This window comes from Brevibacterium rongguiense (genome assembly GCF_009857845.1).
GTDB classification, from domain to species: domain Bacteria; phylum Actinomycetota; class Actinomycetes; order Actinomycetales; family Brevibacteriaceae; genus Brevibacterium; species Brevibacterium rongguiense.
Genome location: NZ_WWEQ01000018.1, coordinates 1 through 24,021, shown reverse-complemented (window position 1 = coordinate 24,021; position 24,021 = coordinate 1). Strand labels below are relative to the sequence as shown.

17 protein-coding genes and 1 pseudogene are annotated in these 24,021 nt (G+C 71.5%); 10 read left to right on the top strand and 8 right to left on the bottom strand.

Annotation, left to right across the window (positions count from 1 at the left end):
- Window positions 1-122 precede the first annotated feature (122 nt).
- Together GSY69_RS05890 and GSY69_RS05885 are read right to left on the bottom strand one after the other, a co-directional pair.
- The gene (locus tag GSY69_RS05890) at window positions 123-2,105 is read right to left on the bottom strand and encodes a hydantoinase B/oxoprolinase family protein (RefSeq protein WP_160952946.1); all 1,983 of its coding nucleotides are present in this window, start codon (window positions 2,103-2,105) and stop codon (window positions 123-125) included.
- On the bottom strand, window positions 2,102-4,147 hold the full coding sequence (locus GSY69_RS05885) for a hydantoinase/oxoprolinase family protein (protein ID WP_160952945.1): 2,046 nt from the start codon (window positions 4,145-4,147) through the stop codon (window positions 2,102-2,104). The genes GSY69_RS05890 and GSY69_RS05885 overlap by 4 nt, the downstream gene beginning before the upstream one ends.
- A gap of 113 nt (window positions 4,148-4,260) precedes the next feature.
- Here GSY69_RS05885 and GSY69_RS05880 point away from each other — a divergent pair, with 113 nt between their 5' ends.
- A complete protein-coding gene (locus GSY69_RS05880; RefSeq protein ID WP_160952944.1) occupies window positions 4,261-5,409 on the top strand; it encodes a helix-turn-helix domain-containing protein in 1,149 nt (382 codons plus the stop codon).
- Between the two features lie 191 nt (window positions 5,410-5,600).
- Here the strand turns inward: GSY69_RS05880 and amaB are convergent, their stop codons facing one another.
- Together amaB and GSY69_RS05870 are read right to left on the bottom strand one after the other, a co-directional pair.
- On the bottom strand, window positions 5,601-7,133 hold the full coding sequence (gene amaB / locus GSY69_RS05875; protein ID WP_160952943.1) for an L-piperidine-6-carboxylate dehydrogenase: 1,533 nt from the start codon (window positions 7,131-7,133) through the stop codon (window positions 5,601-5,603).
- A 63-nt stretch (window positions 7,134-7,196) separates the two neighbouring features.
- Complete coding sequence (locus GSY69_RS05870; RefSeq protein ID WP_160952942.1) at window positions 7,197-8,351, bottom strand: NAD(P)/FAD-dependent oxidoreductase; 1,155 nt, start codon at window positions 8,349-8,351, stop codon at window positions 7,197-7,199.
- Window positions 8,352-8,701: 350 nt separating this feature from the next.
- On the opposite strand from GSY69_RS05870, the gene GSY69_RS05865 reads away from it, so the two are divergent.
- Together GSY69_RS05865 and gabT are read left to right on the top strand one after the other, a co-directional pair.
- Window positions 8,702-9,952: a LysR family transcriptional regulator gene (locus GSY69_RS05865; RefSeq protein ID WP_235936326.1), complete on the top strand. Its 1,251-nt coding sequence runs from the start codon at window positions 8,702-8,704 to the stop codon at window positions 9,950-9,952.
- 72 nt (window positions 9,953-10,024) lie between these two features.
- Window positions 10,025-11,392: a 4-aminobutyrate--2-oxoglutarate transaminase gene (gene gabT / locus GSY69_RS05860; protein ID WP_160952940.1), complete on the top strand. Its 1,368-nt coding sequence runs from the start codon at window positions 10,025-10,027 to the stop codon at window positions 11,390-11,392.
- A gap of 185 nt (window positions 11,393-11,577) precedes the next feature.
- Here gabT and GSY69_RS05855 read toward each other — a convergent pair.
- Window positions 11,578-12,552 (bottom strand): annotated as a pseudogene (locus tag GSY69_RS05855) (bile acid:sodium symporter family protein).
- Between the two features lie 119 nt (window positions 12,553-12,671).
- Here GSY69_RS05855 and GSY69_RS05850 point away from each other — a divergent pair.
- A complete protein-coding gene (locus GSY69_RS05850) occupies window positions 12,672-13,754 on the top strand; it encodes an LLM class flavin-dependent oxidoreductase (RefSeq protein ID WP_202410857.1) in 1,083 nt (360 codons plus the stop codon).
- Window positions 13,755-13,863: 109 nt separating this feature from the next.
- Here the strand turns inward: GSY69_RS05850 and pepN are convergent, their stop codons facing one another.
- Entirely contained in the window at window positions 13,864-16,521 is a 2,658-nt protein-coding gene (pepN, locus tag GSY69_RS05845; protein ID WP_160952939.1) for an aminopeptidase N, read from the bottom strand.
- 192 nt (window positions 16,522-16,713) lie between these two features.
- On the opposite strand from pepN, the gene GSY69_RS05840 reads away from it, so the two are divergent.
- Window positions 16,714-18,288 (top strand): FUSC family protein, encoded by a 1,575-nt coding sequence (locus GSY69_RS05840; RefSeq protein ID WP_235936325.1) that lies wholly within the window; start codon window positions 16,714-16,716, stop codon window positions 18,286-18,288.
- A 93-nt stretch (window positions 18,289-18,381) separates the two neighbouring features.
- Here the strand turns inward: GSY69_RS05840 and GSY69_RS05835 are convergent, their stop codons facing one another.
- A complete protein-coding gene (locus GSY69_RS05835; protein WP_202410856.1) occupies window positions 18,382-18,993 on the bottom strand; it encodes a helix-turn-helix domain-containing protein in 612 nt (203 codons plus the stop codon).
- 87 nt (window positions 18,994-19,080) lie between these two features.
- Between GSY69_RS05835 and GSY69_RS05830 the strand changes: the two genes are divergently transcribed.
- The 4 genes from GSY69_RS05830 (at window position 19,081) to GSY69_RS05815 (ending at window position 21,685) form a co-directional block, all read left to right on the top strand.
- A complete protein-coding gene (locus GSY69_RS05830; RefSeq protein WP_202410855.1) occupies window positions 19,081-20,034 on the top strand; it encodes an AzlC family ABC transporter permease in 954 nt (317 codons plus the stop codon).
- Entirely contained in the window at window positions 20,031-20,369 is a 339-nt protein-coding gene (locus tag GSY69_RS05825) for an AzlD domain-containing protein (protein WP_160952937.1), read from the top strand. The genes GSY69_RS05830 and GSY69_RS05825 overlap by 4 nt, the downstream gene beginning before the upstream one ends.
- A gap of 144 nt (window positions 20,370-20,513) precedes the next feature.
- Window positions 20,514-20,837 (top strand): DUF2516 family protein, encoded by a 324-nt coding sequence (locus tag GSY69_RS05820; RefSeq protein WP_160952936.1) that lies wholly within the window; start codon window positions 20,514-20,516, stop codon window positions 20,835-20,837.
- A gap of 23 nt (window positions 20,838-20,860) precedes the next feature.
- Complete coding sequence (locus tag GSY69_RS05815) at window positions 20,861-21,685, top strand: alpha/beta fold hydrolase (protein WP_202410854.1); 825 nt, start codon at window positions 20,861-20,863, stop codon at window positions 21,683-21,685.
- A gap of 40 nt (window positions 21,686-21,725) precedes the next feature.
- Here GSY69_RS05815 and GSY69_RS05810 read toward each other — a convergent pair whose 3' ends face one another.
- Entirely contained in the window at window positions 21,726-22,520 is a 795-nt protein-coding gene (locus GSY69_RS05810) for a class I SAM-dependent methyltransferase (RefSeq protein WP_160952934.1), read from the bottom strand.
- Window positions 22,521-22,773: 253 nt separating this feature from the next.
- Here GSY69_RS05810 and GSY69_RS05805 point away from each other — a divergent pair.
- Window positions 22,774-24,021 (top strand): glycosyltransferase (locus GSY69_RS05805; protein WP_160952933.1); only part of this gene is annotated, 1,248 nt, incomplete at its 3' end.

Here is a 24,021-nt window from a genome sequence, read left to right as displayed (position 1 = left end):
ACCACGCCCACAGCTGGTCGAACCCCAGGAGACCGTTCCACGGTCACAGTCACAGTCGGGTCAGACGCCTCGTGGGCGGAACGCTGTCGGTGCAGTCGTTCCGTCCACGGACGTCGGCCAGGTCAGTGCCAGTGCTGTGCGGAGCGCTTCCGCATGCTCTCCCGGAACTGCTCAGTGGAATTCGGCTGGAGCTCTCCCGTCCCCCAATCGAGGATGACGCCGTAGCGGCGCACCACGTCGTGCGTGTCGAGGTCGCCGGCGCGGAAGCGCTCGGCCACCCCGGCAGGGTCCTCGTCCAGCCACCCGAGGCGCTCTGCCCTGATCCGGATGCGCAGTTCCTGCGTTCCGGCCTCGTCGATCTCGTAGTCATCGAGCTCTGCATCGTTGATGATGATGGCGACGCCGTAGTCCTTCGCCGCGCGCTCGACGGAGACGTAGTCGTCGATCACGTCTTCGAGCACCTCGGCTGCTGGGCGTTCGAGGGGATCGCCGTAACCGCCTCCTCCGGCGGAGGGCTGCTGAAAGTGGTCTCCTGGGCCGATCGGCACATTGGAGAACGCTGCGCCGAGGTAGCGTCTGTCTGCGGCGTCGGGGTTCAACCACACGCCGTGGGGAATCGAGGGCAGGCCTCCCTGAATGCCCCATGTCACTGACCGGCCGCGGTCACAGCAATAGCTCATCACCGTCCCGGCCGCATCGGTGAGGATGCCGCCCTTGTCGATGCCGCAGCCGCCCCGGTAGCGGCCTGGGCCGCCGGAGTCACGGCTGATCGCATGCTGCGTGGTGAGGACGGGCGAAAGTCGTTCCTGGCCTTCGACGGGCTGGACAGCCAGCCCGGTGCCGAAGACGGGTGCAGTGGCCGATGACCCGTCCTTGGTGGACCGGCCACCCCAGCCACCGGCCATCCAGTCGTACCACATGAAATACGGGCTCGCGGAAACGCGGTCGTCATGACCGCCGACCAATAGGTACTCGAGGTTGAACGCGCACGCCATGGCGCGTTCGGGGATGATCTGGCTCCACAGTTCGAAGACCGCGTTCATCACCTTCTCGTACGGACCGGAGCAGAAGCCTGTGACTGCATGCGGCCATCCTGCGTTGACGACGGTTCCCTCGTCGCCGATGTCCGCAGTCACTGCCTCGTAGAACCCGGAGTTCAGGGGCACCTCGGGGAAGAAGGTCTTCGTGCCGGCGTACACGGCGGAGAACGTGGTTCCGTACCCGGAGTTGAGGAACGTGGAGACGGCTGGTGCAGAACCCGTCAGGTCGTAGTGGATGCCCTCGCCGTCGAGTCGGAGCTTCACTCGAACGGGTACGAGGCCCTCTCCGTTCGCAGGGTCCTCATCCAGGTAGTCAACCGTTTCCCACTCGCCCTGCGGCAACTCCCGGAGGCTCTCCAGGACCGTTCGGCAGACGTAGTCCTGGGTTTCCTGCATGGCCTCGAGGACGGTGTCCTTCAAGTACTTCTCGATAAGTCGGAGGACTTCGCGCTCGCAGACCGCGGTTGCCTCCGACTGCGCGTGCAGATCGCCCATGGCCTGGTCGGGGGCACGGGTGTTGAAAACGAGGAGCTGTGCGACATCGTGGAGGAAGCGCCCACCGCTCCAGATGCGCAGGGGGGTGATGCGCAATCCCTCACCGAAGTGTTCGCTCGCGCTCACGTCGAAAGAACCGGGCACGCTGCCGCCGATATCGGCCCAGTGCCCCTTGTTCTGCGCGAACCCGATGATCTCCTCTTCCGCGAAGATGGGCCGGATGAAGCTGACGTCGTTGAAGTGCGTACCGCCCCGGTAGGGGTCGTTGATCATGAAGACGTCTCCGGGGTGAATGTCGTCTCCGAACTCCTCCATGACGGCCTTGCACTGGAAGTGGAGAGTGCCCACGTGCACGGCGATGTCCGCGCTTCCCTGCATGACTGTGTTCCCGTGGCGATCGCAGAGTGCCGAGGAGAAGTCGCGGGAGTAGATGACGAAGGAGTAGCAGGTGCGCAGGATCTGCTCGCTCATCAGGTCGACGCTCGTGGCGAACGCGTTCTTCAGCACTTCGAACGTCACGGGATCGAGCTCGCGCCCGCCCGCTGTCTTGGTAGGGGGTGCCGTGTTCATCGCTTGTCCTTGCCTTCGCTCAGGTCGATGCGGATGTTGTGCCAGCCGTCAATGGATGCATGGGCAGCAGGTGGGACGACGGTGGTGGAATCGAGCTGGTCGATGATTGCCGGCCCGGGCAGGGTCTGGCCTGCGCGCAGCTCTTCTCGCTGGTAGACGGGGGTAGTCAACCACCTGCCCTCGAAGAACACCTCGCGCTCGCCTTTCGGCTCAGGGGTCCCGCCGGCGCTCTCGGATTCCGGGGTGAACGTGGGCTTCGGTGTCTTTCCGAGTGCCTTGAGGTGGAGCTGGTAGATCTCCACCGGGGTGGAGTCCTGACGAAACGCGAACTGCTTTTCGTGTTCTTCGTGGAACGTCTGAATGGCCTGCTCGAGAGCGTCTGGACCGCTTCCCATCGTCACCTGCAGCGAGCGCCACTGGCCCTGATAGCGCATGGAGATCCCCCGGCGCAGCACTGAGTCGGCTTCGTCCACGCCTTCATGGCGCAGCCGTTCCCGTCCTTCGGTTTCCAACTGCGCAAACGCTTCATCGATGTCATGGGCATCCGTGTCTGCTGCGGCAGCCGTGTACATCTGTGACAGATCGTGTTGGATGTCGACCAGCAAGCAGCCCAGCGCAGAGGTGACACCGGGGCTGGGCGGCACTATCACCGTGGGGATGTTGAGCTCTCGGGCCACCTCGGCGCCGTGCAGCGCCCCGGCGCCGCCGAAGGCGATGAGGGCGAAATCCCGTGGATCGAGGCCTCTGCGAATCGACACGAGGCGCACGGCGTCTGCCATGTTGGCATTGGCTACGCGCAGGATGGAATCGGCCGCCGTATCGACGTCGAGTCCCAGCGGATTCGCGATGCGCTCGGCGATGGCTGTGCGTGCGCGCTCCCGGTCGAGCAGCATTTCCCCGTCGGCCAAGTCTGTGCCGAGGCGATTGAGCCAGAGGTTGGCATCCGTGTTCGTGGGTTCCTCACCTCCACGGTCGTAGCAGGCAGGACCCGGTTGTGCACCCGCCGATTGCGGCCCGTTGCGCAGCGAGCCCGCAACGTCGATGTGAGCGAGGGATCCGCCCCCCGCGCCGATCGTCAGCACCTCGATGCTGGGGAAGACAATCGGGTGGCCGTACTCCACCTCCCATTCGTTGGTCTCCCGCAGCTCACCGTCCGCGATGAGTGAGATATCGGTCGAGGTGCCTCCCATATCGAGGCCGACAGCATTGTCGAACCCGCACTGTTCGGCGATGTGCTGGGCGGCGATCGCGCCGGCTGCAATACCGGAGGCAGCGAGTCGCACAGGGAACTTCGTGACCATCTGCGACGTCATTGAACCGCCCCCCGAGTGCAGGAGAAGCAGTTCTCCCCCGTAGCCTCCCTCAGTGAGGCGGGCGTCGAGCGCATTCACATAGCCGGAAACCAGCGGGCCGAGGACCGCATTGGCCACGGTTGTGTTGAAGCGGTTGTGTTCGAAGATCTCCGGCAGGACCTCAGCGGAGGTCGAAATGCTCGCTTCCGGGAGTTCGCGCTGCAGGATCTCGCGCATGCGCTCCTCGCTCTCCGGATTGGCATAGGAGTTGAGGAAGCAGACGGCGACCGTGTCGACACCGCGCCGTTTGAGGAGCTGCGCGAGGCTGCGCGCTGCGTCTGCGTCGAGGGGTGTCACGACATTGCCGCGGTAGTCAATGCGCTCGGGCACCTCGAATCGGTCCCTGCGCCGGATGTACGGTCCGCTGACGTCTGCGTAGGCATCCCAGAGATTGTCCTTCGTGCCGTCGCGGATTTCGATGACGTCGCGGAACCCCTCGGTCGTCACCATAGCCGCCTTGGGGAACTTGCGGGTGATGAGCGCGTTGGTGGCAACGGTTGTTCCGTGTGAGAAGAGGCGCACATCGCCGAGGTCAATACCGGCGCGAGCAACGCCGTTGAGGACGGCCTCCATAGGATCGTCCGGGGTGGAGGGAACCTTGGTCACGCTCATTTGCTGCTCGTCTTGGTCGAAAATACAGACGTCGGTAAAGGTTCCTCCAACGTCAACGGCGACTCGGAGATCGGCCATCTGACTCTCCTTGATAGGTGATGTGCTTCACGGCCTGGCGGGGGAGGCGGTCGAGTGCAATGTGGATGCGGAGAAATCCCAGGGTAGGATTTGGAAAATTCACAAGGAGGAGCATGGCTCGGACGCGCGAATGGGTGCTGGATCAGCTGCTGACCTCCATGGCCGATGCGGATCCGCTCGAATCGCTCATCAGGCGCGCCGGCGGCATCTGTGACGCGTCCGTGGTTGTCGTGACAGAGCGAGGCGAGATCGCGCGGTCTGTCGGCTCTGCCCCGGCTCGGCTGATCTCGGGTTGGCTGCACGAGAGCTCCGAAGCGCGCGGACGCATCGGCCGCTGGGCCCTGCACCGGCTCGACATCCGCATACGCGGGCAGTCCTACGGGCTCGTCGTCGCGCGGGTCGTTTCGGGCAGCGATGACGAAGCCAGCGATTCCAACGAGCTCGTGCGCACCGTGCTGGAGTGTAGGGGAAAGCTCCTGCGCTCCTTCTCGAGTTTCAATGCGCTCGCGGTGAGCAGTCGGCGCACTGAATCGGAGCAGCTTGTCAGGACCCTGCAGCAGGGAATTTCCTCAGCGCGTGAACCCGCGCTCTGGCGCGCCATGGAGGCGATGGGCTTCGAGAGCTGGGAGCCGGTTCGAGTTGCGCGGGTGGTAATCCGCACAGAGGCAGCGCGAGGCATGGCCCCGCTCGCAGAGTCCAGCGGAGAGCCGTGGACTGCGCTGAGCGGTTCGACTGACGCGTGGTCGGACGGCCCGGTACTCACCGCTGAGACCGCGCGTTCAGCGAGGGACGCGGAATACACGCTGGTCTTCGCGGCGCACCTTGCGATCGACCAGGTACTTCCCGTCGAGCGGGCAGTAGGCGGTGTTTCGGAGCCGTTTGTCGCACTCTCGCGGATTCCCGAGATGCTCACCGCTGCCGACACCGCGGCTGCCGTGGCACCTGCTCGGGTACGCGGGAACCGCTTGGTCGCCGTCGATGACATGCGGCCGTTCGAATGGGCTGCGGCTCGCCTGCGGTCCCAATTCGATCAGACGGTAGTGCGCCGGTGCCTTGATCGTCTTCGGGCGGATCCAGATGTGTGGGAAACAGTCGCGGTGCATTATGGGGAGGGCGGGACCGTGTCTCACACGGCGCGCAGGCTGCGGATCCATGAGAACACCGTCCGCTACCGCCTGGCCAAACTCGAGCGGATGCTCGGCACACCTCTCTCCGACCCTCGGACCGTGGCCGATATCGTCATCGCGCTGAGCGCGGCCTGACGGGCACGTCTCGACGGTCCGCGCGATGGCCAGGCTGGCCAGCGGGCCGCCCCAGTGCGCGGAGTCGCGGGCGCACCGGCGGCCGGGGGCGGCGATCGCATCGCCGGCCCCGGCCGCTGCACTCCGCACCTCACCGCAGGGGTCAGTCGGGCGCCGGCGCCCCCGCAAGCGCGGGCGCGCCGCTCAGCCGCTCAGAGGAACTCGACGCCCTGCGCCAGCGGCAGCTCACCCGAGTAGTTGACGGTGTTCGTGGCCTGGCGCATATAGGCCTGCCACGAGTCCGTGCCGGATTCGCGCCCGCCGCCGGTCTCCTTGTTGCCGCCGAACGCGCCGCCGATCTCCGCACCCGAGGTGCCGATGTTGACGTTGGCGATGCCGGTGTCGGAGCCGGCGATGAAGCGTTCGGCTTCGGCCATATCGGAAGTGAACACCGCCGAGGACAGGCCCTGGGGGACCGCGTTGTTGAGCGCGATCGCGTCGTCGAAGTCCGAGTACTCGATGACGTAGAGGATGGGGGCGAAGGTCTCGGCCTCCACGATCTCCGTCTGACCCGGCATCCGCACGACCGCGGGCTCCACATAGTAGGCGTCCGCGGCCTCATCGGCGAGCACGCGCTGGCCGCCGCAGAGCACCTCGCCGCCCTGCGCCTTGGCGGCCTCGAGGGCCGACTGCATGTTCTCGAACGCGGCCTTGCCGATGAGCGGGCCCACGAGGACGCCCTCGGCAGTCGGCGATCCGATGCTCAGCGTCCCGTAGGCGGCGACGATCTTGTCGACGAGGTCTCCCGCGATCGACTCGTGCACGATGAGGCGGCGCAGCGTCGTGCAGCGCTGGCCGGCGGTCCCGGCTGCGGCGAAGACCACGCCGCGCAGGGCCAGGTCGATGTCCGCGCTGGGCGCCACGATCGCGGCGTTGTTCCCGCCGAGCTCCAGCAGCACGCGGCCGAAGCGCTGTGCGACTCGCGGCCCCACCTCGCGGCCCATCCGCACGGAGCCTGTGGCCGAGACGAGGGCGACGCGCTCATCGTCGACGAGGCGCTCGCCCAGCCCGCGGTCGCCCACGAGCAGCTGGTTGAGCTCGGCCGGCGCATCGTTTTCCTCCAGGGCGCGGCGCAGCAGCGAGTGCGCGCCGACCGCGGAGAGCGTCGAGGTCTCGGAGGGCTTCCACACCACCGGGTCGCCGCAGACGAGCGCCAGGGCCGTGTTCCACGCGAAGACGGCGACGGGGAAGTTGAACGCGGTGATGATGCCGACGACGCCCAGCGGGTGCCAGGTCTCCATGAGCCGGTGGCCGGGCCGTTCGCTCGGCAGCGTCTTTCCGAAGAGCTGGCGCGACTGGCCGAGCGCCAGCTCGCAGATGTCGATCATCTCCTGCACCTCGCCGGCCGCCTCGGACGGCGTCTTGCCGGCCTCGACGGTGACGAGGGCGGCGAGGTCCTCCTTGTGCTCTCCCAGCAGCTCGCCCCAGCGCTGGACCACGCGCCCGCGCACCGGCGCGGGGACGGTGCGCCACTGCTCGAAGGCCCCCGCGGCGCTGCCGATCTTGGCATCGGCCGAGGCCGCGTCGTCGGCTCGCATATGGCCCAGGGCCTGGCCGGTGATGGGGGAGCGCAGGGGGATCGTGCCGCTGCCCTCCGCGGTCAGCAGCTCGTCGAGGTCCGCGCCGCAGCCGCGCAGGCCGCGCCGGGCGAGGTCGATGATGTCGTCGTGCGACGGGAGTGCCATGGGTCGTGCTCCTTGCGATCGGGTGCTGTGATGGATGGTCGGTGGCGAGCGGCAGCCTCGCGGCTACACGAAGTTGAGCTCGGTGCGCAGGGCATCGGCGGCGAAGCGCTCGACGCCCATGCCCCCGATGTCGACGAAAGGCGTCCGGTCCAGGTAGAGGTCGCGCACCACCTCGCCCACCGCCGGCCCCTGGAGGAAGCCGTGGCCGGAGAACCCGCACGCGTAGATGAAGCCGGGGACGTCCGCGGCCCGCCCGATGAGCGCGTTGTGGTCCGGGGTCAGCTCGTAGAGGCCGGCCCAGCCCTTGCGCACGGAGACGTCCTCCAGGCCGGGCGCCCGCAGTGCGATGAGGTCGCAGAGCCGGTCGAGCCAGCGCGGATCGGTGTGCAGGTCGAAGTCGTAGAGGTCCTCCTGCTCCGGGGCGCCCAGCAGCAGGCCGTCGCCCTCGGAGTGGAAGTAGAAGGAGGTGGTGAAGTCGATGGTGAACGGCAGGCGGCGCGCATCGAAGGCGACCGGCTCGGTCACCATGATTTGGCGGCGCAGCGGGGTGACGGGCAGGTCGACCCCGGCCATCTGTCCCACGGCCTTCGACCACGCACCGGCGGCGCAGACGACGGTCGGGGCCGCGATCGGCCCGGCACTCGTCTGCACGCCGGCGATGGTGCCGCCCGCGACGTCGATCCCCGTCACCTCGGTGTGGGTGAGGAACGTGACTCCCAGGCGGCGGGCCGCCCGGGCGAATCCCGCGACCGCCGCCTCGGGGGTGCAGTGCGCATCGTCCGGGTTGAAGGCGGCGGCCACGAGGCCGTCGGTGCTGATGACGGGGGAGAGGTCGTGGGCTTCTGCGACGGTGAGCATGCGCGAGTTCTGGCCCAGCGAGCGCTGCAGTGCGACGTTGGCCTCGAAGGCGGCGGCATCCGCGTCGTTGTCGATGAGGAAGAGGTAGCCGCTGGTCACGAGGTCGAGGTCTTGGTCGAAGTCCTCCCGGAAGCGGCGGAACGTCTCGAGGCTGCGCGCCCCCAGGGCGATGTTGACCTCATCGGAGAACTGGCTGCGCAGACCGCCGGCGGCCTTGCACGTGGAGCCGGAGCCCAGGTCGGAGCGCTCGACGACGACGACGTCCTCGACGCCGGCCTTGGCGAGCTCGTAGGCGGCGGCCGTGCCCATGATGCCGCCGCCGATGATGACGACGCTGGCCGTCGGGGGTGCCTGCACCATGCGTGCCGTCCCTTCCTGCGCCCCGTGGGGCGCGCCCCTGCCGGGGCGGTCGATGCGCCCGCGGGGCCGGCTCGGAGGCGGCTGCGGTGCGCGGTGTCGTCGTTGACACTGCCTCGATCGTCGGTCCGGCAGGGCTGCCCGGTCAATCGACAAGCCATGACACGCGCGTTTAGCTATGCTGAAGATATGGTCAGCTCCGGTCAGCGAATATGTGGGTGTTCTGCGTCACTCGAACGCTGTCGTTCCTGGTCATTGTCTCGTTGTCGCAAACCGGGGCTCGCTCCGGCCGGACGGGGCGAGCCCAGGATGCCTGCCGCGGATCGGGAGGGGTGTCGACCGTGAGCCGCACGATGGCATGGACCCTCGGCCAGTTGCGCACGTTCGCCGCCGTCGCAGAGCTCGGCACCATGACCGCGGCAGCCCGCCGCCTGGGCTACACGACTGGCGCGGTCAGTCAGCACATGAGCGCGCTCCAGCGCGTGGTCCGCGTCCCGCTCCTGGCGCCGGCGGGCCGGCGGCTCGTCCTGACCGAGGCGGGGCGCGCCCTCCTGCCGCGCGCCCAGGCGATCATCGCGGCGGAGTCCCGGGCCGCCGAGGCGGTGGCCGGGGGAGCGCTCGGCGGGCGCAGCCAGGTGACGCTCGGGGTCTTCGGCTCCGCCTCCGTCGTCGCCTTCGCCCGCGCCCACTCCCTCATCGCCGCCGCCGGCATCGATCTGCGCGCCCGCGAGGTCGACGTCGAGCACATGCAGGAGGCGGTGCTCACCGGGCGCATCGACCTGGGCATCGGGGTCGACTACCCGTCCTCGCCGCTCGCACCGCAGCGGGGCGTCGTCATGCGCACCGTGTGCGAGGAGCGGTTCCACGTCGTAGCCCGGGCGGACCCGGGGCCGGGCGCGGATCCGGAGCCGGGGGCGGCCAGCGCGGAGGGTGCCTGGGCGCAGCCAACCAGATTCGAGGGCCCCCCGGCACAGGCGAACGGGCCGGGGGGAGCAAACGGGCAGGACGATGCCCACGCGCCGGCAGATGTCGGCAAGCGGACACGCCCCGGTCGACTGGCGGCGGGCGGACACGGCGCAGCACGCGCGCACGGGGAAGCCGGCGAGCCGGCAGACCGGGTATCGGGAGGCCCGGGGCCCCCCGGGGCGGCCCCCCGTGCCCCGGGACCAGGGCCGGAGCGCGAAGCCGACCCGTGCCTCGGCCGCGGGCGGACCCGTGACGGCGGTGCGGCCGGCCCGGCAGCCAGCGCCCTCGACCGGCCCGCCGGCGCGAGCGTCGCGGACCTCGCCGCCCAGCTGTGGATCCTGCCGCCGAACACCTCGACGTTCGGGCGGGCCGTGCGGTTCGGCATCGCCGAGCTGGGCATCGCTCCGCGGGAGGCGCACATCGTCACGGACTCCGCGGTCACGCTCGCCATGGTGGGCGAGGGCATGGGGGTGAGCCTTGCGACGCCCATCATGATGTCGTTGGCGCCGCCCACCGTGGGAATCGTGCCCGGCAGTGCGTGCGGGGGCCGGCGCATTGTCGTCATGACCCGGCCGCAGGCCGCCGAGCAGCCGGCCGTGGCCCGGGTCGCCGAGGCGCTGGCGGAGGTCTTCGCATAGGCCCCGGTCGTGCTCCGGCCATCGAACGGACGCTCAGTGCGGGGGTCCGGGCTGAGGACTAGGCTGGGGCGCATGAGCACACTGGAGAAGGGCGGCCCCGAGCTGCCGCAGGAACGCAAGATCGCCACCGAGATCCCGGGGCCCAAGTCGCAGGAGATCGAGGCCCGCCGCAAGAAGGCCGTCGCAGGGGGCGTGGGGTCCTCGCACCCGTCGTACATCGTCGCCGCCGGCGGGGGCGTGCTCAAGGACATCGACGGCAACCAGCACATCGACCTGGGCTCCGGCATCGCCGTCACGACCGTGGGCAACGCCAATCCCCGCGTCGTCGAGCAGGCCAAGGAGCAGCTCGACGCCTTCACCCACACGTGCTTCATGGTCAGCCCGTACGAGAACTACGTCTCCGTGGCCGAATCGCTCAACCGGCTGACCCCCGGCGACCACGAGAAGCGCTCCGTGCTGCTCAACTCCGGCGCGGAGGCGGTGGAGAACGCCGTGAAGATCGCGCGCTCGTACACGAAGCGCAACGCGGTCGTCGTCTTCGACCACGCCTACCACGGCCGCACGAACCTCACGATGGCCATGACGGCCAAGGTGGCCCCGTACAAGAAGGGCTTCGGCCCCTTCGCCGGCGAGGTCTACCGCGTCCCCATGTCCTACCCGTACCGCGACAACATGGCCGCGGGCACCAAGCTCTCCGGTGAGGACGCCGCGGCGCGCGCCATCAACATCATCGACAAGCAGATCGGCGCCGACGAGGTCGCGGCCATCGTCATCGAGCCCATCCAGGGTGAGGGCGGCTTCATCGTCCCGGCCGAGGGCTTCCTGCCGGCCATGGTCGACTACGCGAAGAAGAACGGGATCGTCTTCATCGCCGACGAGGTGCAGGCCGGGTTCGGCCGCACGGGCAAGATGTTCGCCAGCGAGTGGGAGGGCATCGTCCCCGACCTCATCACGACCGCCAAGGGCATCGCCGGCGGCCTGCCGCTGTCGGCCGTCACCGGGCGCGCCGAGATCATGGACTCCGTCCACGGCGGCGGCCTGGGTGGCACCTACGGCGGCAACCCCGCCGCGGTTGCCGCGGCCGTGGGGGCCATCGAGGCCTATGAGAAGGACGGGCTGCTCGAGCGCGCCCAGCAGATCGGCGAGATCATCCAGGACCGCGTCGCGAAGATCGCCTCGCAGCACCCGGAGATCGGCGATGTGCGTGGCCGCGGTGCCATGCAGGCCGTCGAGCTCATCAAGGCCGACTCCACCGAGCCGAACTCCGAGCTCGCCGACGCCGTGGCGAAGTACTGCGCGAAGAACGCCGTGATCGTGCTCGTCACCGGCACGTACCACAACGTGCTGCGCTTCCTGCCGCCGCTGAGCATCGGCGACGAGCTGCTGAACGAGGCCTTCGACGTCATCGAAGAGGCATTCGACGAGGCGCTCAAGGGCTGAGGCCCCGCAGCGGCCCGCGGGGCCGCGCGCCACACGGCGGCCGTCCGGTTCTTCCGGGCGGCCGCCGTTCGCGTGGGGCCGTAGCCCGGCCGGACCCAGGGGGCAACCGCCCAGGTGGGGCCGGAGTCGGCTGGGGCCTCGGCGGCCCGCGCCGGTGCAGTGCGGGCGGTGACGGGCGGCTCGCCTCAGTCCTTGAGCGGGCGGCGGGCGAAGAACGCCGCGAGCACCGCGCCGGAGACGTTGTGCCACACGGAGAAGACGGCGCCGGGCAGGGCGGCCAGCGGTGAGAAGTAGCTCGTCGCCAGCGAGGCGGCCAGTCCGGAGTTCTGCAGGCCCACCTCGAACGACAGGGCGCGGCGCTCGGCCGCGTTGAGGCCGGTGACCTTCGCGGCCCCGTAGCCCAGCGACAGGCCGATGCAGTTGTGGAGGATGACCGCCAGCAGCACGATCGCGCCCGCGGAGAGCAGCTTGCCCGCGGAGCCCGCGACGACCACGGCGACGATGTAGGAGATCGCCAGCGCCGACAGCCACGGCAGAATCGGGTTGAGGTAATCCACGAGCCTGGAGAAGAACGCCCGCACGATGATGCCGGCCACGACGGGCACGAGCACCGTCTGCACGATCGAGAGCATCATCGCGCTCGCGCTCACATTCATGTACTGGCCGGCGAGCCACAGGGTGAGCAGGGGTGTGAGCAGCGGGGCCAGCAGCGTCGAGACCGTCGTGACGGAGACGGACAGCGCCACATCGCCCTTGGCCAGGTAGGTCACGACATTGGACGCCGTGCCGCCCGGCGCGCAGCCCACGAGGATGACGCCGGCCGCCAGCTCCGGGGACAGGCCCAGGACCTTCGCGATCGCTCAGCCCGCCAGCGGCATGATGACGAACTGGGCGACGGTGCCCAGCAGCACCACCCACGGCCGCTTCGCGATGCGGGTGAAGTCGCCCAGCGTGAGCGTGATGCCCATGAGGAACATGATGACGCCCAGGCCCCACGGCACGCTCGGGGCCAGGGGCTTGAGCGTGCCGGACATCGCGACGCCCACGATCCCGCCGAGGATGACGAGGATCGGGAAGATCGTCACGGCGATGCGCGCGCTGCGGGCGGCGCTGGCGGTTTCGGCCTCGGCCTTCTGCTGGGGTGTGGAGGGAGCGCTCATAGGGGCACCCTAAACCGGCGGTCCATTATCCGGAATGGCGTCTCACTGTGTGGCAAGCCGGGTGCAGGACGGCGGTGCGCCCGCCGGAATGCGCTCCGCGCACCGGTTGTTGACCCGGCATGAGCACTGAAATCGCACTCTCCGTCCTCGACCTCATCCCCGTGCGCGGCGAGCAGACAACCGGCCAGGCGCTCGCCGCCTCGCGGGAGCTCGTGGCCCGCGCGGACGCCCTGGGGTTCACCCGCTACTGGGTCGCCGAGCACCACAACATGCCCTCCGTCGCCTCGACCACCCCGGGCGTCGAGCTCATGTACCTGGGCCAGGGCACTGAGCGCATCCGCCTGGGCTCGGGCGGCGTGATGCTGCCCAATCACGCTCCCTTGGCCGTCGCCGAGCAGTTCTCGCTGCTGGCCGCGGTCTACGGCGACCGCATCGACCTGGGCATCGGGCGCGCGCCGGGCACCGACCCCATCACCTCGGCGGCCATGCGCGGCCACCTGGGCGACGGGCACATGGTCGATGCCGAGGGCAATCGCATCGATCCCGTCGAGCAGTTCCCCCAGCACATCATGGACATCCTGGCCCTCCTGGGCCCCGACGGCGCCAGCGTCCCGCTGCACGGCGGCAAGGAGCACGTCCTGCGCGCGACGCCCAGCCTTCGCGTCGCACCGCAGGTCTGGCTGCTGGGCTCGAGCGGCTACTCCGCGCAGCTCGCGGCCGCGCTTGGCCTGCCCTACGTCTTCGCCCACCACTTCGCCGGGCGCGGCACCGAGGCGGCGCTCAACCTCTACCGCGAATCGTTCCGGCCCAGCCAGTTCGGCTCCGAGCCCAGGACGTTCCTCACGCTCAACGCGGTCGTCGCGGACACGCAGCGCGAGGCCGATGCCCTTGCCGAGCCGTACCTGTACTCGATGGCCAACCTGCGGGTGGGTGCGCCCATGACCTCGGTGCCGCTGGCCGGCGACGATGTCGCGGCGAAGATGACGGATGGCCACCGCCGCGTGGCGGACGCGCTGCGCGACTCGTGGGTGATCGGCGACGCCGCGGCGGCCGCGGAGCAGATCCGGCAGACGGCGCACCGCTTCCAGGTGGACGAGGTCATGATCCACCCGGTCGCCGGTGCCTACCCGGACGAGCCCTACGAGCGCGCGCAGGCCCGGGTGCGCACGCTCGAGCTGCTCGCCGGGGAGCTCAGGGGCTGAGGCTCCGGAGCGGGAGCCGAGGCGCGCACGCGGCGATCGGAGCGCGGCGCCCCGGCCACCGCGGCTCGGCCGTTCGCGGGGCGTGCCGCGGCCGCCCCGCTCCCTGGCCTCAGTGCCGGTGGCTCCGCTCGCCCGCCGCGCGCAGGCGCAGGGAGCGCGCGAGCTCGTCGCGCTGCTCGAGCAGCAGCCGGCGCTGGGCCGCAGGCGCGTCCGCGTGCTCGGAGAGCCACGCATCGGTGAGCTCGAGCACGCGGTCCCCGCGCAGCGACCATGAGGGGTAGAGCCCCACGATGATGCGCTTGGCGATCTCCATGGACCGGCCGGTCCAGTACCCGGCCAGCTCGTCGAAGTAGGTCTCCACGTACGGCTCCGTCAGGGGCAGGCCCGCGGGGGTCGTGAAGCCCGCGATCGTGGCGGAGATCGCGTCGTTGCTCAGCGTCTCATCGGCCGTGGCGGCGGTCCAGGCGCGCATCTTCACAATCGGCAGGGGGCGGGCCGCGCGGGCGGTGCGCGCGCGCAACCCGCCGGTGCCCGTCCGGTCCGCGGTGGCCTCGGCCTCGATGTCGTCGTAGTCCGCCCAGCCGAGTGCCACGAGTGCGATGAGCGCCTTCCAGCGCAGCGCGCGGTCGACGGTGAGGTCGATGACCTCGTCGTCGAACGTCTCGCCGGCCGGCACCTGCAGAAGGTTCGTCGCCCACGCCCGCGCGGCCGTCACAGCCGGGGTCACATACTCCGAGGCGGCAGTTCGCCGCACGAGCGCGAGCACCGTCTCCACGAGGTCGAGCTGGTTGTCCGTGTGCGGCGAGGCGGTCGACAGCGCATCGAGTGCCGCCCCCAGCACGTCGGAGAGCGCGGCGTCGTGCTCGCGCGCCGCGGTCCAGCGGTCGAGCGCGGTGAGCATCTGGTTGCGCAGCGTCACCGCGATGCCGGCGTGCTCCTCGCGCCCGAGCGAGCGGCAGTACGCGCCCAGCCAGTCGCGCACCGGCAGCAGGCCATCGCGCATCGCGTTGTTGAGCGCCGACCACACGACCGCGCGGTCCATGGGGTCGCCCAGCCGCGTGACGGAGCGCAGGGCGGTGCGCGTCGAGCGCTCGTCCAGGCGCACCTTCGCATAGTCGTCGTCGCCGTAGTTGAGCAGCAGCAGATCCGGGCTCGTAGCGCCGTCGAGGACGTCGATGCGCTCCTCGGGAGCCCGCAGCTCCAGCGCCCAGGAGCCCGCGGGCACGAGGCGCGAGCTGCCGCGGCGGTCGCCGCCCGAGTGGCGCTCGAAGGCGGCGAGGCGCACGGCGTGCGGCCGCACGGTGCCCGGGCCCTCGGCGCCGGCATCGGAGTTGCGCTGGCGCAGCGTCGCCGAGGCGACCCGCCCCTCGGCGGCTTCGACGGAGAGCGAAAGCTCGGACATGCCCGTGGTCTGGAGCCAGGCCGCCGCCCACGAGTGGACGTCGCGGCCCGGAGCGGCGGCCTCGAGCGCGGTGAGGAAGTCCTCGAGGGTGGTGGCGGAATAGGCGTGGGCGCGGAAGTAGGCGCGCGCTCCCTCGAGGAACGCCTCGAGGCCCACGAAGGCCACGAGCTGCTTGAGCACCGCCGCGCCCTTGGCGTAGGTGATCCCGTCAAAGTTCAGGCGCGCGGCCTCGACGTCCGGGATGTCGGCGACGATCGGGTGCGTCGTGGGGTACTGGTCCTGCCGGTAGGCCCAGTCCTTGCGCCGCAGCGCGAACGTCGTCCAGCCGTCGGAGAACTCGGTGGCGTTCGTCAGCGCGAGCGTGGCCATGTAGTCGGCGAACGACTCCTTGAGCCACAGGTCGTCCCACCACTTCATCGTCACGAGGTCGCCGAACCACATGTGCGTCATCTCGTGGAGGATGACCTCCGCCCGCTGCTCGTACTCCGAGCGGGTCACGGCGTCGCGGTGGAGGTACGTGTCGGAGAACGTCACGAGACCGGGGTTCTCCATCGCGCCCAGGTTGTACTCCGGGACGAAGATCTGGTCGTACTTGCCCCACGGGTAGGGGAAGTCGAAGCTCGCGTGGAAGAAGTCGAGGCCCTGCTTGGTGATGGCGAAGACGGACTCGGACTCCATGTGCTCGGCCAGCGACTGCCGCGCGTACATGCCCAGGGGGATGCGCTGCCCGGTGTGCTCGTCGACGTACTCGTCGTGGGCCTGAGCGTAGTGGCCCGCGCACACGCACGTGATGTAGCTCGACTGCCGCTTCGTCGCGGCGAAGCGGCGCTCCACCGCACCGGAGTCGGTGGTGGCCTGCTCGGCGGGCTCCGTGTTGGTGAGCACGACGAAGCTCTCCGGCGCGGTCACGGTGAACTGGAAGTTCGCCTTGAGGTCGGGCTGGTCGAAGTTCGCGAAGACGCGGCGCGCATCCGTGGGCTCGTACTGGGTGTAGAGGTAGACCCGGTCGTCGGCCGGGTCGAAGAAGCGGTGCATCCCCTCGCCGCTGCGGGAGTAGGCGCACCGCGCGGTGATGGTCACCGTATTGCGCCCGGCCTGGGACTCGAAGCGCACGCGCGCCCCGTCGAACGCGCGCTCCGGGTCGAGTGCGCCGCCGTTGACGTCGATGGCGGACACGGAGTCCGCGATGATGTCGATGAACGTGGGGGCGGCGGCCGCCGCCTCGAAGACGACCGTCGAGGTCGAGCGGAACGTGCGCTCCTGCGGGTCCTCCGCACCGCTGATATCGAGGTCGACCTCGTAGCGGTCCACGGTGAGCAGGTCGGAGCGGGTGCGGGCCTCGCTCCGGGTGAGATTGGTCGTCATTCATCCTCCTGGGCAGCCCGACCAGCATGACACAGACCGCTGACACGGGCATGGGGAGATAGGCGAACCTCAGTAAACGATCAGCTCACCGGCCCGGGCCGTGCCGTGCCGCACCGGGTGCCGCGCGCAGGGCCCTGTCAGCGGCGGCGGCTAGACTCACGCCGGACAGGACCAGCACGGCGGAGGGCGGACATGGCGGACACGGACGCGGCGGGCAGCACGGCCGCCGGTGCCGCCTCGGGCCCCGGGCGGTCAGCGGGGCGCGCGCCCCGGCCGACGGCCGGGCCCGCCCCGGCGAGCGCCTCGGAGGCCCCGGCCCGCAAGCGGCCCCACCCCCTGACGCGCGCCGGGCGCATGGTCCTCAACCGGGCCCGCGTGGGCGGGCGGCGGATCCGGGCGAACATGTCCCAGCTGCTCCAGGTGACGATCGGCGCGACGCTCGCCTACACGTTCTGCAAGCTCGTCCTGGGCCACAGCTATCCCTTCCTCGCCGCCGTGGCCGCCGCCGTGGGAACGGGCGTCGTGGCCGACCGCAGGCTCCGGCGCGCCCTCGAGATCGGCCTGGGCGCCACTCTGGGCGTGCTCGTGGGGGAGTTCTTCTTCCAGATCTTCGGCCCCGGCATCTGGCAGATCGCCGTCGTCATGTTCATCGGCCTCGTCATCGGCACCATGGTCAACTCCGGCGGCATCTTCATCACCCAGATCGCGATCCAGTCCATCTACGTCATCACCGTGCCCGTCCAGGTGGGCGCGCACCCGTTCGACAGGACCGTGGACGCGCTCGTGGGCGCCCTCGTGGCCATCCTCATGGCGCTGCTCGTGCCCAATGATGCGCGCAAGGTGCCACGCGACCGGGCGGCGAACCTCCTCCAGGAGATCGCCGAGCTGCTCCATGCCAGCGGCAGGGCGCTGCGCACGAGCGATCAGGAACTCGCCAAGCGCACCCTCGAGCGGGCCCGGGACACCCAGGACATGATCGACTCGTGGCGCTCCTCCCTGCGCATCTCCGAGGAGGCCGCGCGCATCAACGCCCGCTCGCGCCGCTACGCCGCCGAGGTCACCCGCCTGGCCCGGGCCTGCGAGTACGCCGACCGCGCGATGCGCCTGGTGCGCGTCATCTGCCGGCGGATCGTGGACATCACGCGGATCGGGCGCAACCGGCCCGCGGTGGGCGCGATGCTCGCGGGGCTGGGCGACGGCGCCGACCGCCTGCGCTGGGCGTTGCGCCGCGGCGAGTCGCGCACCCCGGCCGAGGAGGAGCTGCGCGCAGTCGCCGCCACGCTCAGCCCGCAGAACCCGGACCTCGTGGACCTGCAGGACGAGACGCTCGTGCTGCTCCTGCGCCCCCTCGCCAACGACCTGCTGGGGGCATGCGGCCTCACCGAGGACGCGGCATCGGCCTATCTGCCCGAGCTCGTCCCCGGCGGGCACAATCCGAAGGCCGCCGCATCGGGCCACACGGTGGTGCGCACCCGCACGGAGACCATGCCGCTGGTCCGGGTCGGGGAGGCCGAAGCCACGGGGCCGGGCACCGGAGCCGAGGCGACGGGGACCGGTGGCGCCGCCGAGGCGCCAGGGCTGGGCGACGCGGGAGCGCGCGAGGGTGGCTCGCCAGCCGTGGGCGCGAGGGCATCCGATGGTGCCGGGCCGTCCGAGGGCGCGGCATCCGATGGGGCTGGGCGATCCGATGATGCCGGGCGATCCGATGGCGCTGGGCCATCTGCTCATACAGGGCCGCCCTCGGAGTCCGGTCCTTCCCGCTCCTGATGCCGGGAGTCAGACCCGGTGCTCGGGCCTGACGGCGCCCCGCCCCGTGCACGGGCGCCTCGGTGGGGCGGCCGTGCGGCTGGACCGCGGCGCTCAGCTGTCGATGACGTAGACGGCCATGGTGCCCGCGGTCAGCGCCTCGAAGCTGTGCGGGGTGTCGCCCGGGTAGCTCAGGTAGTCGCCGGCGTCCATGGTCTCCGCATCGCCGTCGCACACGAGCCGCGCCCGCCCCGCCGCGAGGATCACGTGCTCGACCGTTCCCGCTGGGTGGGGTGCCGAGGCGCGCGGCGGCCCGGGTTCGGCGGTGATGAGGTAGACGTCGCGGCGCGCGCCCGGCGGGCTCGCCGACAGCAGGGCGGCGGCGTAGTGGGAGGTGGACGACGGCAGCTGGGGGAGGTCTGCGAACCTCACCACCGACATGCGGGTGCGGGGCGGGTCGAGCAGCTGGGAGAGCTGGACGTCGTAGGCCGCCGCGAGCGCCCACATGGTCTCCACGCTCGGGTTGCCGGTCCCGGACTCCAGCTGCGACAGGGTCGACTTGCTCACCCCTGCCCGCTTGGCGGCCTCGCTGAGGCTCAGCCCCAGCCGCGCGCGCTCGCGCTGCAGGGCTGCGGCCATGCGCTGCTTCTGCTCCTCCGACGCCGAGGCGTCGGCCGGCCGCTCGGTGCCGCGCACCGGGGTGCCGGGCTGCTCTGGCGCATCCATGCGGACCACTATATTGGACGCTCGTCCATCTTGACGAACACGTGCGGCCCGTGCACTATAGCAAACATGCGCTCGCTATGGAGAACGGTGCCGTGTTGGCTGCCGGAGACGATCACCCCCGCCCAGTTCCGTGCGAGCCTCGTCATCTTCCTCACGATCCTGGCGGTGGGCCTGTCCTACGGCGCCATCTCGCAGTCCGCGGGCTTCCCCCTCTGGCAGACGGTGCTGCTCGCCGCGGTTGCCACGGGCGGCGCCGCCGAGCTCACGTTCGTCGGCGTCATCGCCGCCGGCGGCGTTCCCGTGCTCGCGGTCCTCGGCGGCCTGCTCGTTAACACCCGCAACTTCGCGTTCGGCATGAGCATGGGGGAGTACGCCCCCCGCGGCTGGCGGCGGTGGCTGGGCGCCCACCTCGTCAACGACGAGACCGTCGCCCTGGCCCGCACCGGCACCACGCGCCGGGGCCGGTGGGACGCCTTCGTCCTCATGGCCCTCCTGCTGTTCCCCGCCTGGGTGGGCGGCGCGGCGCTCGGCCAGCTGCTGGGCGCGGTCATCGACGCGGACCGCCTGGGCCTCGACGCCGCGTTCCCCGTCATCCTCTTCTGCCTCGTCGTCCAGGACATGCGCAGCCCGTTCCTCGGCATCACCGCCGCCGGCGGCGCGCTGCTCGCATTCGCCGCCACCCCGGTGCTGCCCCTGGGGCTGGGCGCGGTGGTCGCGCTCGCAGCCCTGCTCCCGGCGGCCGGCTTCACCGCCGCGCGCAGCCGGCGGGCCCGGCGCGCGTCCGAGCAGTCGGCGACACCGGCAGGCCACCACGCGGGGGCCGGTGCGGATGCCGCCGGCGGTGCATGCGGCTCAGCCGCGAAGACCGCGGCAGCGGTGGCGGACGCTCCTGCGCCGGGCGGCGCAGACAAGCCCGCGGGAGCGGACGGCTCCGCCCGCATCGCGGATGGCTCGCGCTGCGCCTCGGACGGCTCCCCCCGCACCTCGGACGGTGCGTCGGCGGGCTGCCGTGCGGGCGGTGGGAACGGGGGCCTGCGATGAGCCCGGTGGTCTTCCTGCTCTCGCTGGCCGGACTGGCGGGCGGAACGTACCTCATCCGGCGCCTCGGCGTGCGGGTCGGAGCCCAGGCGAGCTCGCCCGACGACGCGGCGGCCCCGGCACCAGCGCGCGTGTGGATCGACCGGGCGACGGTGGTGCTCATCGTCGCCGTCGCGATGTCGAACATGTTCTTCGAGGGCCACGAGCTCGTGGGCCCTGCCCGGCCGATCGGCGTGGGCGTGGGCATCGTCGCAGCGGTGTGCCGGGTGCCGATGCTCGTGTGCGTCGTCATCGCCATGGGCGCGTGCGCGCTCCTGCGCCTGCTCGGCCTGCCGTGAGCCCCGCCGCCGCGGCCCCGGCGCCGCTGCCTGCGCACACCGCCGCCTTCCCTGCGCGGCGGTCTGCCCGCGCGGACACCCGCTCGCACCGCCGGCGGCCCCGCGATCAGGCCGGACGCAGGCTGCGTTGATAGCCTCGCCGGTATGGGCACGGGACTCGGGATCATCGGCACGGCACAGAGCTACCTCTTCATCGCGATCACGGTGGGTGTCTTCCTGCTCGAGCTCGTGGCGCTCATCGACGCCCTGCGCTACTCCGGTGAGGCCTATCGCGCCGCCGGCAAGCTGACGAAGGGCGGCTGGTGCGGCATCCTCGGGGGCGCCGCAGTCGTGGGGTTCCTCGCGATGCCGCCGCTGTCGATCATGCCGATGTTCGTCTCGATCCTGGGCTTCGTGGCGGCCGCCGTGTACTTCCTCGACGTGCGCAAGGCGGTGCGCTCCATCGACCCGAAGTTCCGGGGCCGCTGAGCCCCGCGACTAGGGTGGTGCGCATGAGCTCGTCCCAGCCCACCGCCCCGCACGCGGACCGCAATCTGCCCGGTCCCGAGACCGGCTACACCGCCGCGTTCGGCGCGGGCGAGCCCGTCACGCTCTTCGCCCACGGGTTCTCCGGCTCGATTCGCGATACCCGCCCCTTCACCTCGGGCATCGAGGGCACCCGGGTGCTCGTCAACCTGGGCGGCCACGGCGGCCGGCCCTCGCCCGGGCCCGACTGGACCTACGCGACGATCGTCGCGCAGCTGTCCCGCGCGCTGGCCGACACCGGGGCCACGCGGGCACTGGGGGTGTCGATGAGCGCCGGCGGCCTTGCCCGTCTCATCACCGAACGGGCCCCGGAGGCAGCCCGCCTCGAGCGCGTCGCCTTCGTGCTGCCCGCCTCCTGGGACGGGTTCGGCCCGCAGCTCGCCGCGCGCAACGCCGACTACTCCCAGCGCATCCGGCAAGCGCTGGCGTCTGGTGACCGCGAGGCGCTGGCCGCGGAGCTGCTCGCGCGCGAGCCCGCCGAGGTGCAGACCATGGCCCCTGCCCGCGCCTGGGTGCGCGCGAAGGTCGATGCCCTCTTCGACACGGACATGTCCGACGGGGTGGGCCTCGCGGAGCGGATCGCGGTCGACGCTCCCGGTGCCGCGGCGGACTTCGAGGGCGAGGTGCTCGTCCTCACCCACGAGGACGACCCCTCGCACCCGGTCGAGATCGCCCGCGCCTATGCCGCGGCCTTCCCCGCCGCGCGCCTGGAGATCCTGCCGCCGGGTTCGATCCTGTGGCGCGGCCGCTCCGAGGTCCGCCGCATCCTCACCGAATTCTTCAACGACTGAGCCGCCCGGCGGCCGCCCGGCTGGCGGGCCGCTGCCGCCGTCAGCCGCGCGGGGCGACGCGCTCCCACGGCACCGTGACCTCGCCCAGCCGCCAGCGGGCGGGGCCGTGCAGGACGGGCTCGCCGGCCGCGCGCAGCGCCGCGCACATGGCCCGCCACCGCTGGCGCGGTGAGAGGCTGCCGATCCCGGCCGCCGAGGCCCATGCGCGGTCGAGCTGGGCCAGCCAGTCGTGGACGGGCTCACCCGGCACGTTGCGGTGGATGAGGGCCTTGGGCAGGCGGTCGGCCACCTGCGAGGGAGCGGCGATGACGTCCGTCTTCACGCTGATCGTAAGCGTCGCGGGCCGGGCTGCGCCGGCCGACAGGACCGCGAAGACACACGTCCGGCCGATCTCGTCGCACGTGCCCTCGATGAGCGCGCCGTCGGGCGCCAGTCCCGCTGTCAGGCGGGCCCATGCGCCCGGCACCTGCGCCTCGTCGTACTGGCGCAGCACGTTGTAGGCGCGCACGAGGACCGGGGGGTCCGGGACGGGCAGCTCGAACCCGCCGCGGGCAAACGACAGCCCCTCACCCGCCCAGGGCTGGGCCGCCGCGACGCGCGCCGGGTCGATCTCCAGGCCCAGGGTGCGCACCCGCGGGCCCACCGCCCGCAGCCGTGCGTGCATCTCCGCCGGGGTGGCGCCCGTGGCGCCGTAGCCCAGGTCCACGACCAGGCGGTCCGAGTCGCGGCGCAGCACGGGCTCGAGGAGGAAGGCGGCATAGCGGTCCACGCGCCTCAACCGGTTGGGGTTCGTGGTCCCGCGCGTGATCGTGCCGATGGGCTTCAGGGCGGGCATGGGGACACTCTACGGCCGGTCCGCTGGGCGCTGTGTCCGGCTGGCCACTGTGCCCGTGCGATCGAGGTGTCCGGGTGGTCGAGGTGTCCGGGTGGTCGAGGTGCCCGGGCGCTCGCAGTGCCCGGGCCTCACCCGTCCTGCTGGCCTCGCGCGCTCGTCGCGCGGGTCGGCCCCGCCGCGCCCGAGGCCGTGCCTCGTCGCTCCCGGGGCCGGGCCTCGCCGGCCCCGGTGCCCGGCCAGTAGACTCGGGGGCGTGCGAATCGCGGTGCTCTCCCTCCACACCTCGCCGGCGGCGCAGCCCGGCCAGGGCGATGCCGGCGGGCTGAACGTCTACGCCGCGGCCACGTCCAGGCGCCTTGCCGCCATGGGCCACCGCGTCGAGGTCTTCACCGCCGATCCCGCGACGGCCGGGGCGGCCGCCCCGGCCGAACTGGGCCCGGGCATCCGCCTGCACCGGCTGGCCTCGACGGCCGGCGACAAGGAGGCCCTGGCCGCCGACCTGCCGCGACTGGTCGCCCAGCTGGCCGCGCACCCCGCCTACGGCGACTGCGATGCCGTGTGGGCCCACTACTGGATATCCGGCCTCGCCGCCCTCGAGGCCCGAGCGCTCGCCCCCGGTGCCCAGCCCGTGGCGGTTGGCACGGCCGCCCGGCCCGGCACAGTCGCGCCCGCCCCACTCGCCGTGTCCTTCCACACGCTGGCCGCGGTGAAGGAGCGCGACACGGCCGGCCACCGCGAGCCCGCGCGCCGGCTCGCCGCGGAGGCCCGGCTCGCCCGGGAGGCCGACCTCCTCGTCGCCAACACCGCGGCCGAGGCGCGCGATCTCGAGGGCCTGCTGGGCGCCGCGCGGCGCCGCACCGTCATCGCCCCGCCCGGTGTCGACCGGGAAGTCTTCCGCCCGGGCCCGGTGCAGGCCGCGCGCACCGCGATCGGCCGCGCCGATGCGGACCTCATGGTGCTGTGCGTGGGCCGGATGCAGCACGTCAAGGGCACGGACCTCGCGATCGAGGCGCTTGCCCGCCTGCGCGCGCGCGACCCGCAGCTGGCCGCCCGGGTCGAGCTCGACATGCTCGGCGCCGGCTCCGGCGGCCCGGACACCGCCGCGTTCGAGCGCCTCGCCCAGGCCACGGGCGTGGCCGGCCAGCTCACCGTCCGCGCGCCCGTCCCGGCCCCCGTCCTGGCCGACTGGTACCGGGCCGCGGACATCGTCATCGTGCCCTCGCGCAGCGAGTCGTTCGGCTTCGCCGCCGCCGAGGCGCAGGCCGCCGGCGCCTGCGTGCTGGCCTCCGCGGTGGGCGGGCTGGTCTCCGTCGTGGACGACGGCACCACCGGCCGGCTGGTCGCGCAGGCGGAGCCCGAGGCGTGGGCCCGCGAGCTCGAGAGCCTGCTGCGCCGGCCAGCCGAGCGCGCGCGCCTGGGCGCCGCAGCGCACCGGGCGGCCCAGCGCTTCGACTGGGGCACCTGCGTGCAGCGCGTGCTGGACGCCCTCGCGACCGCGACC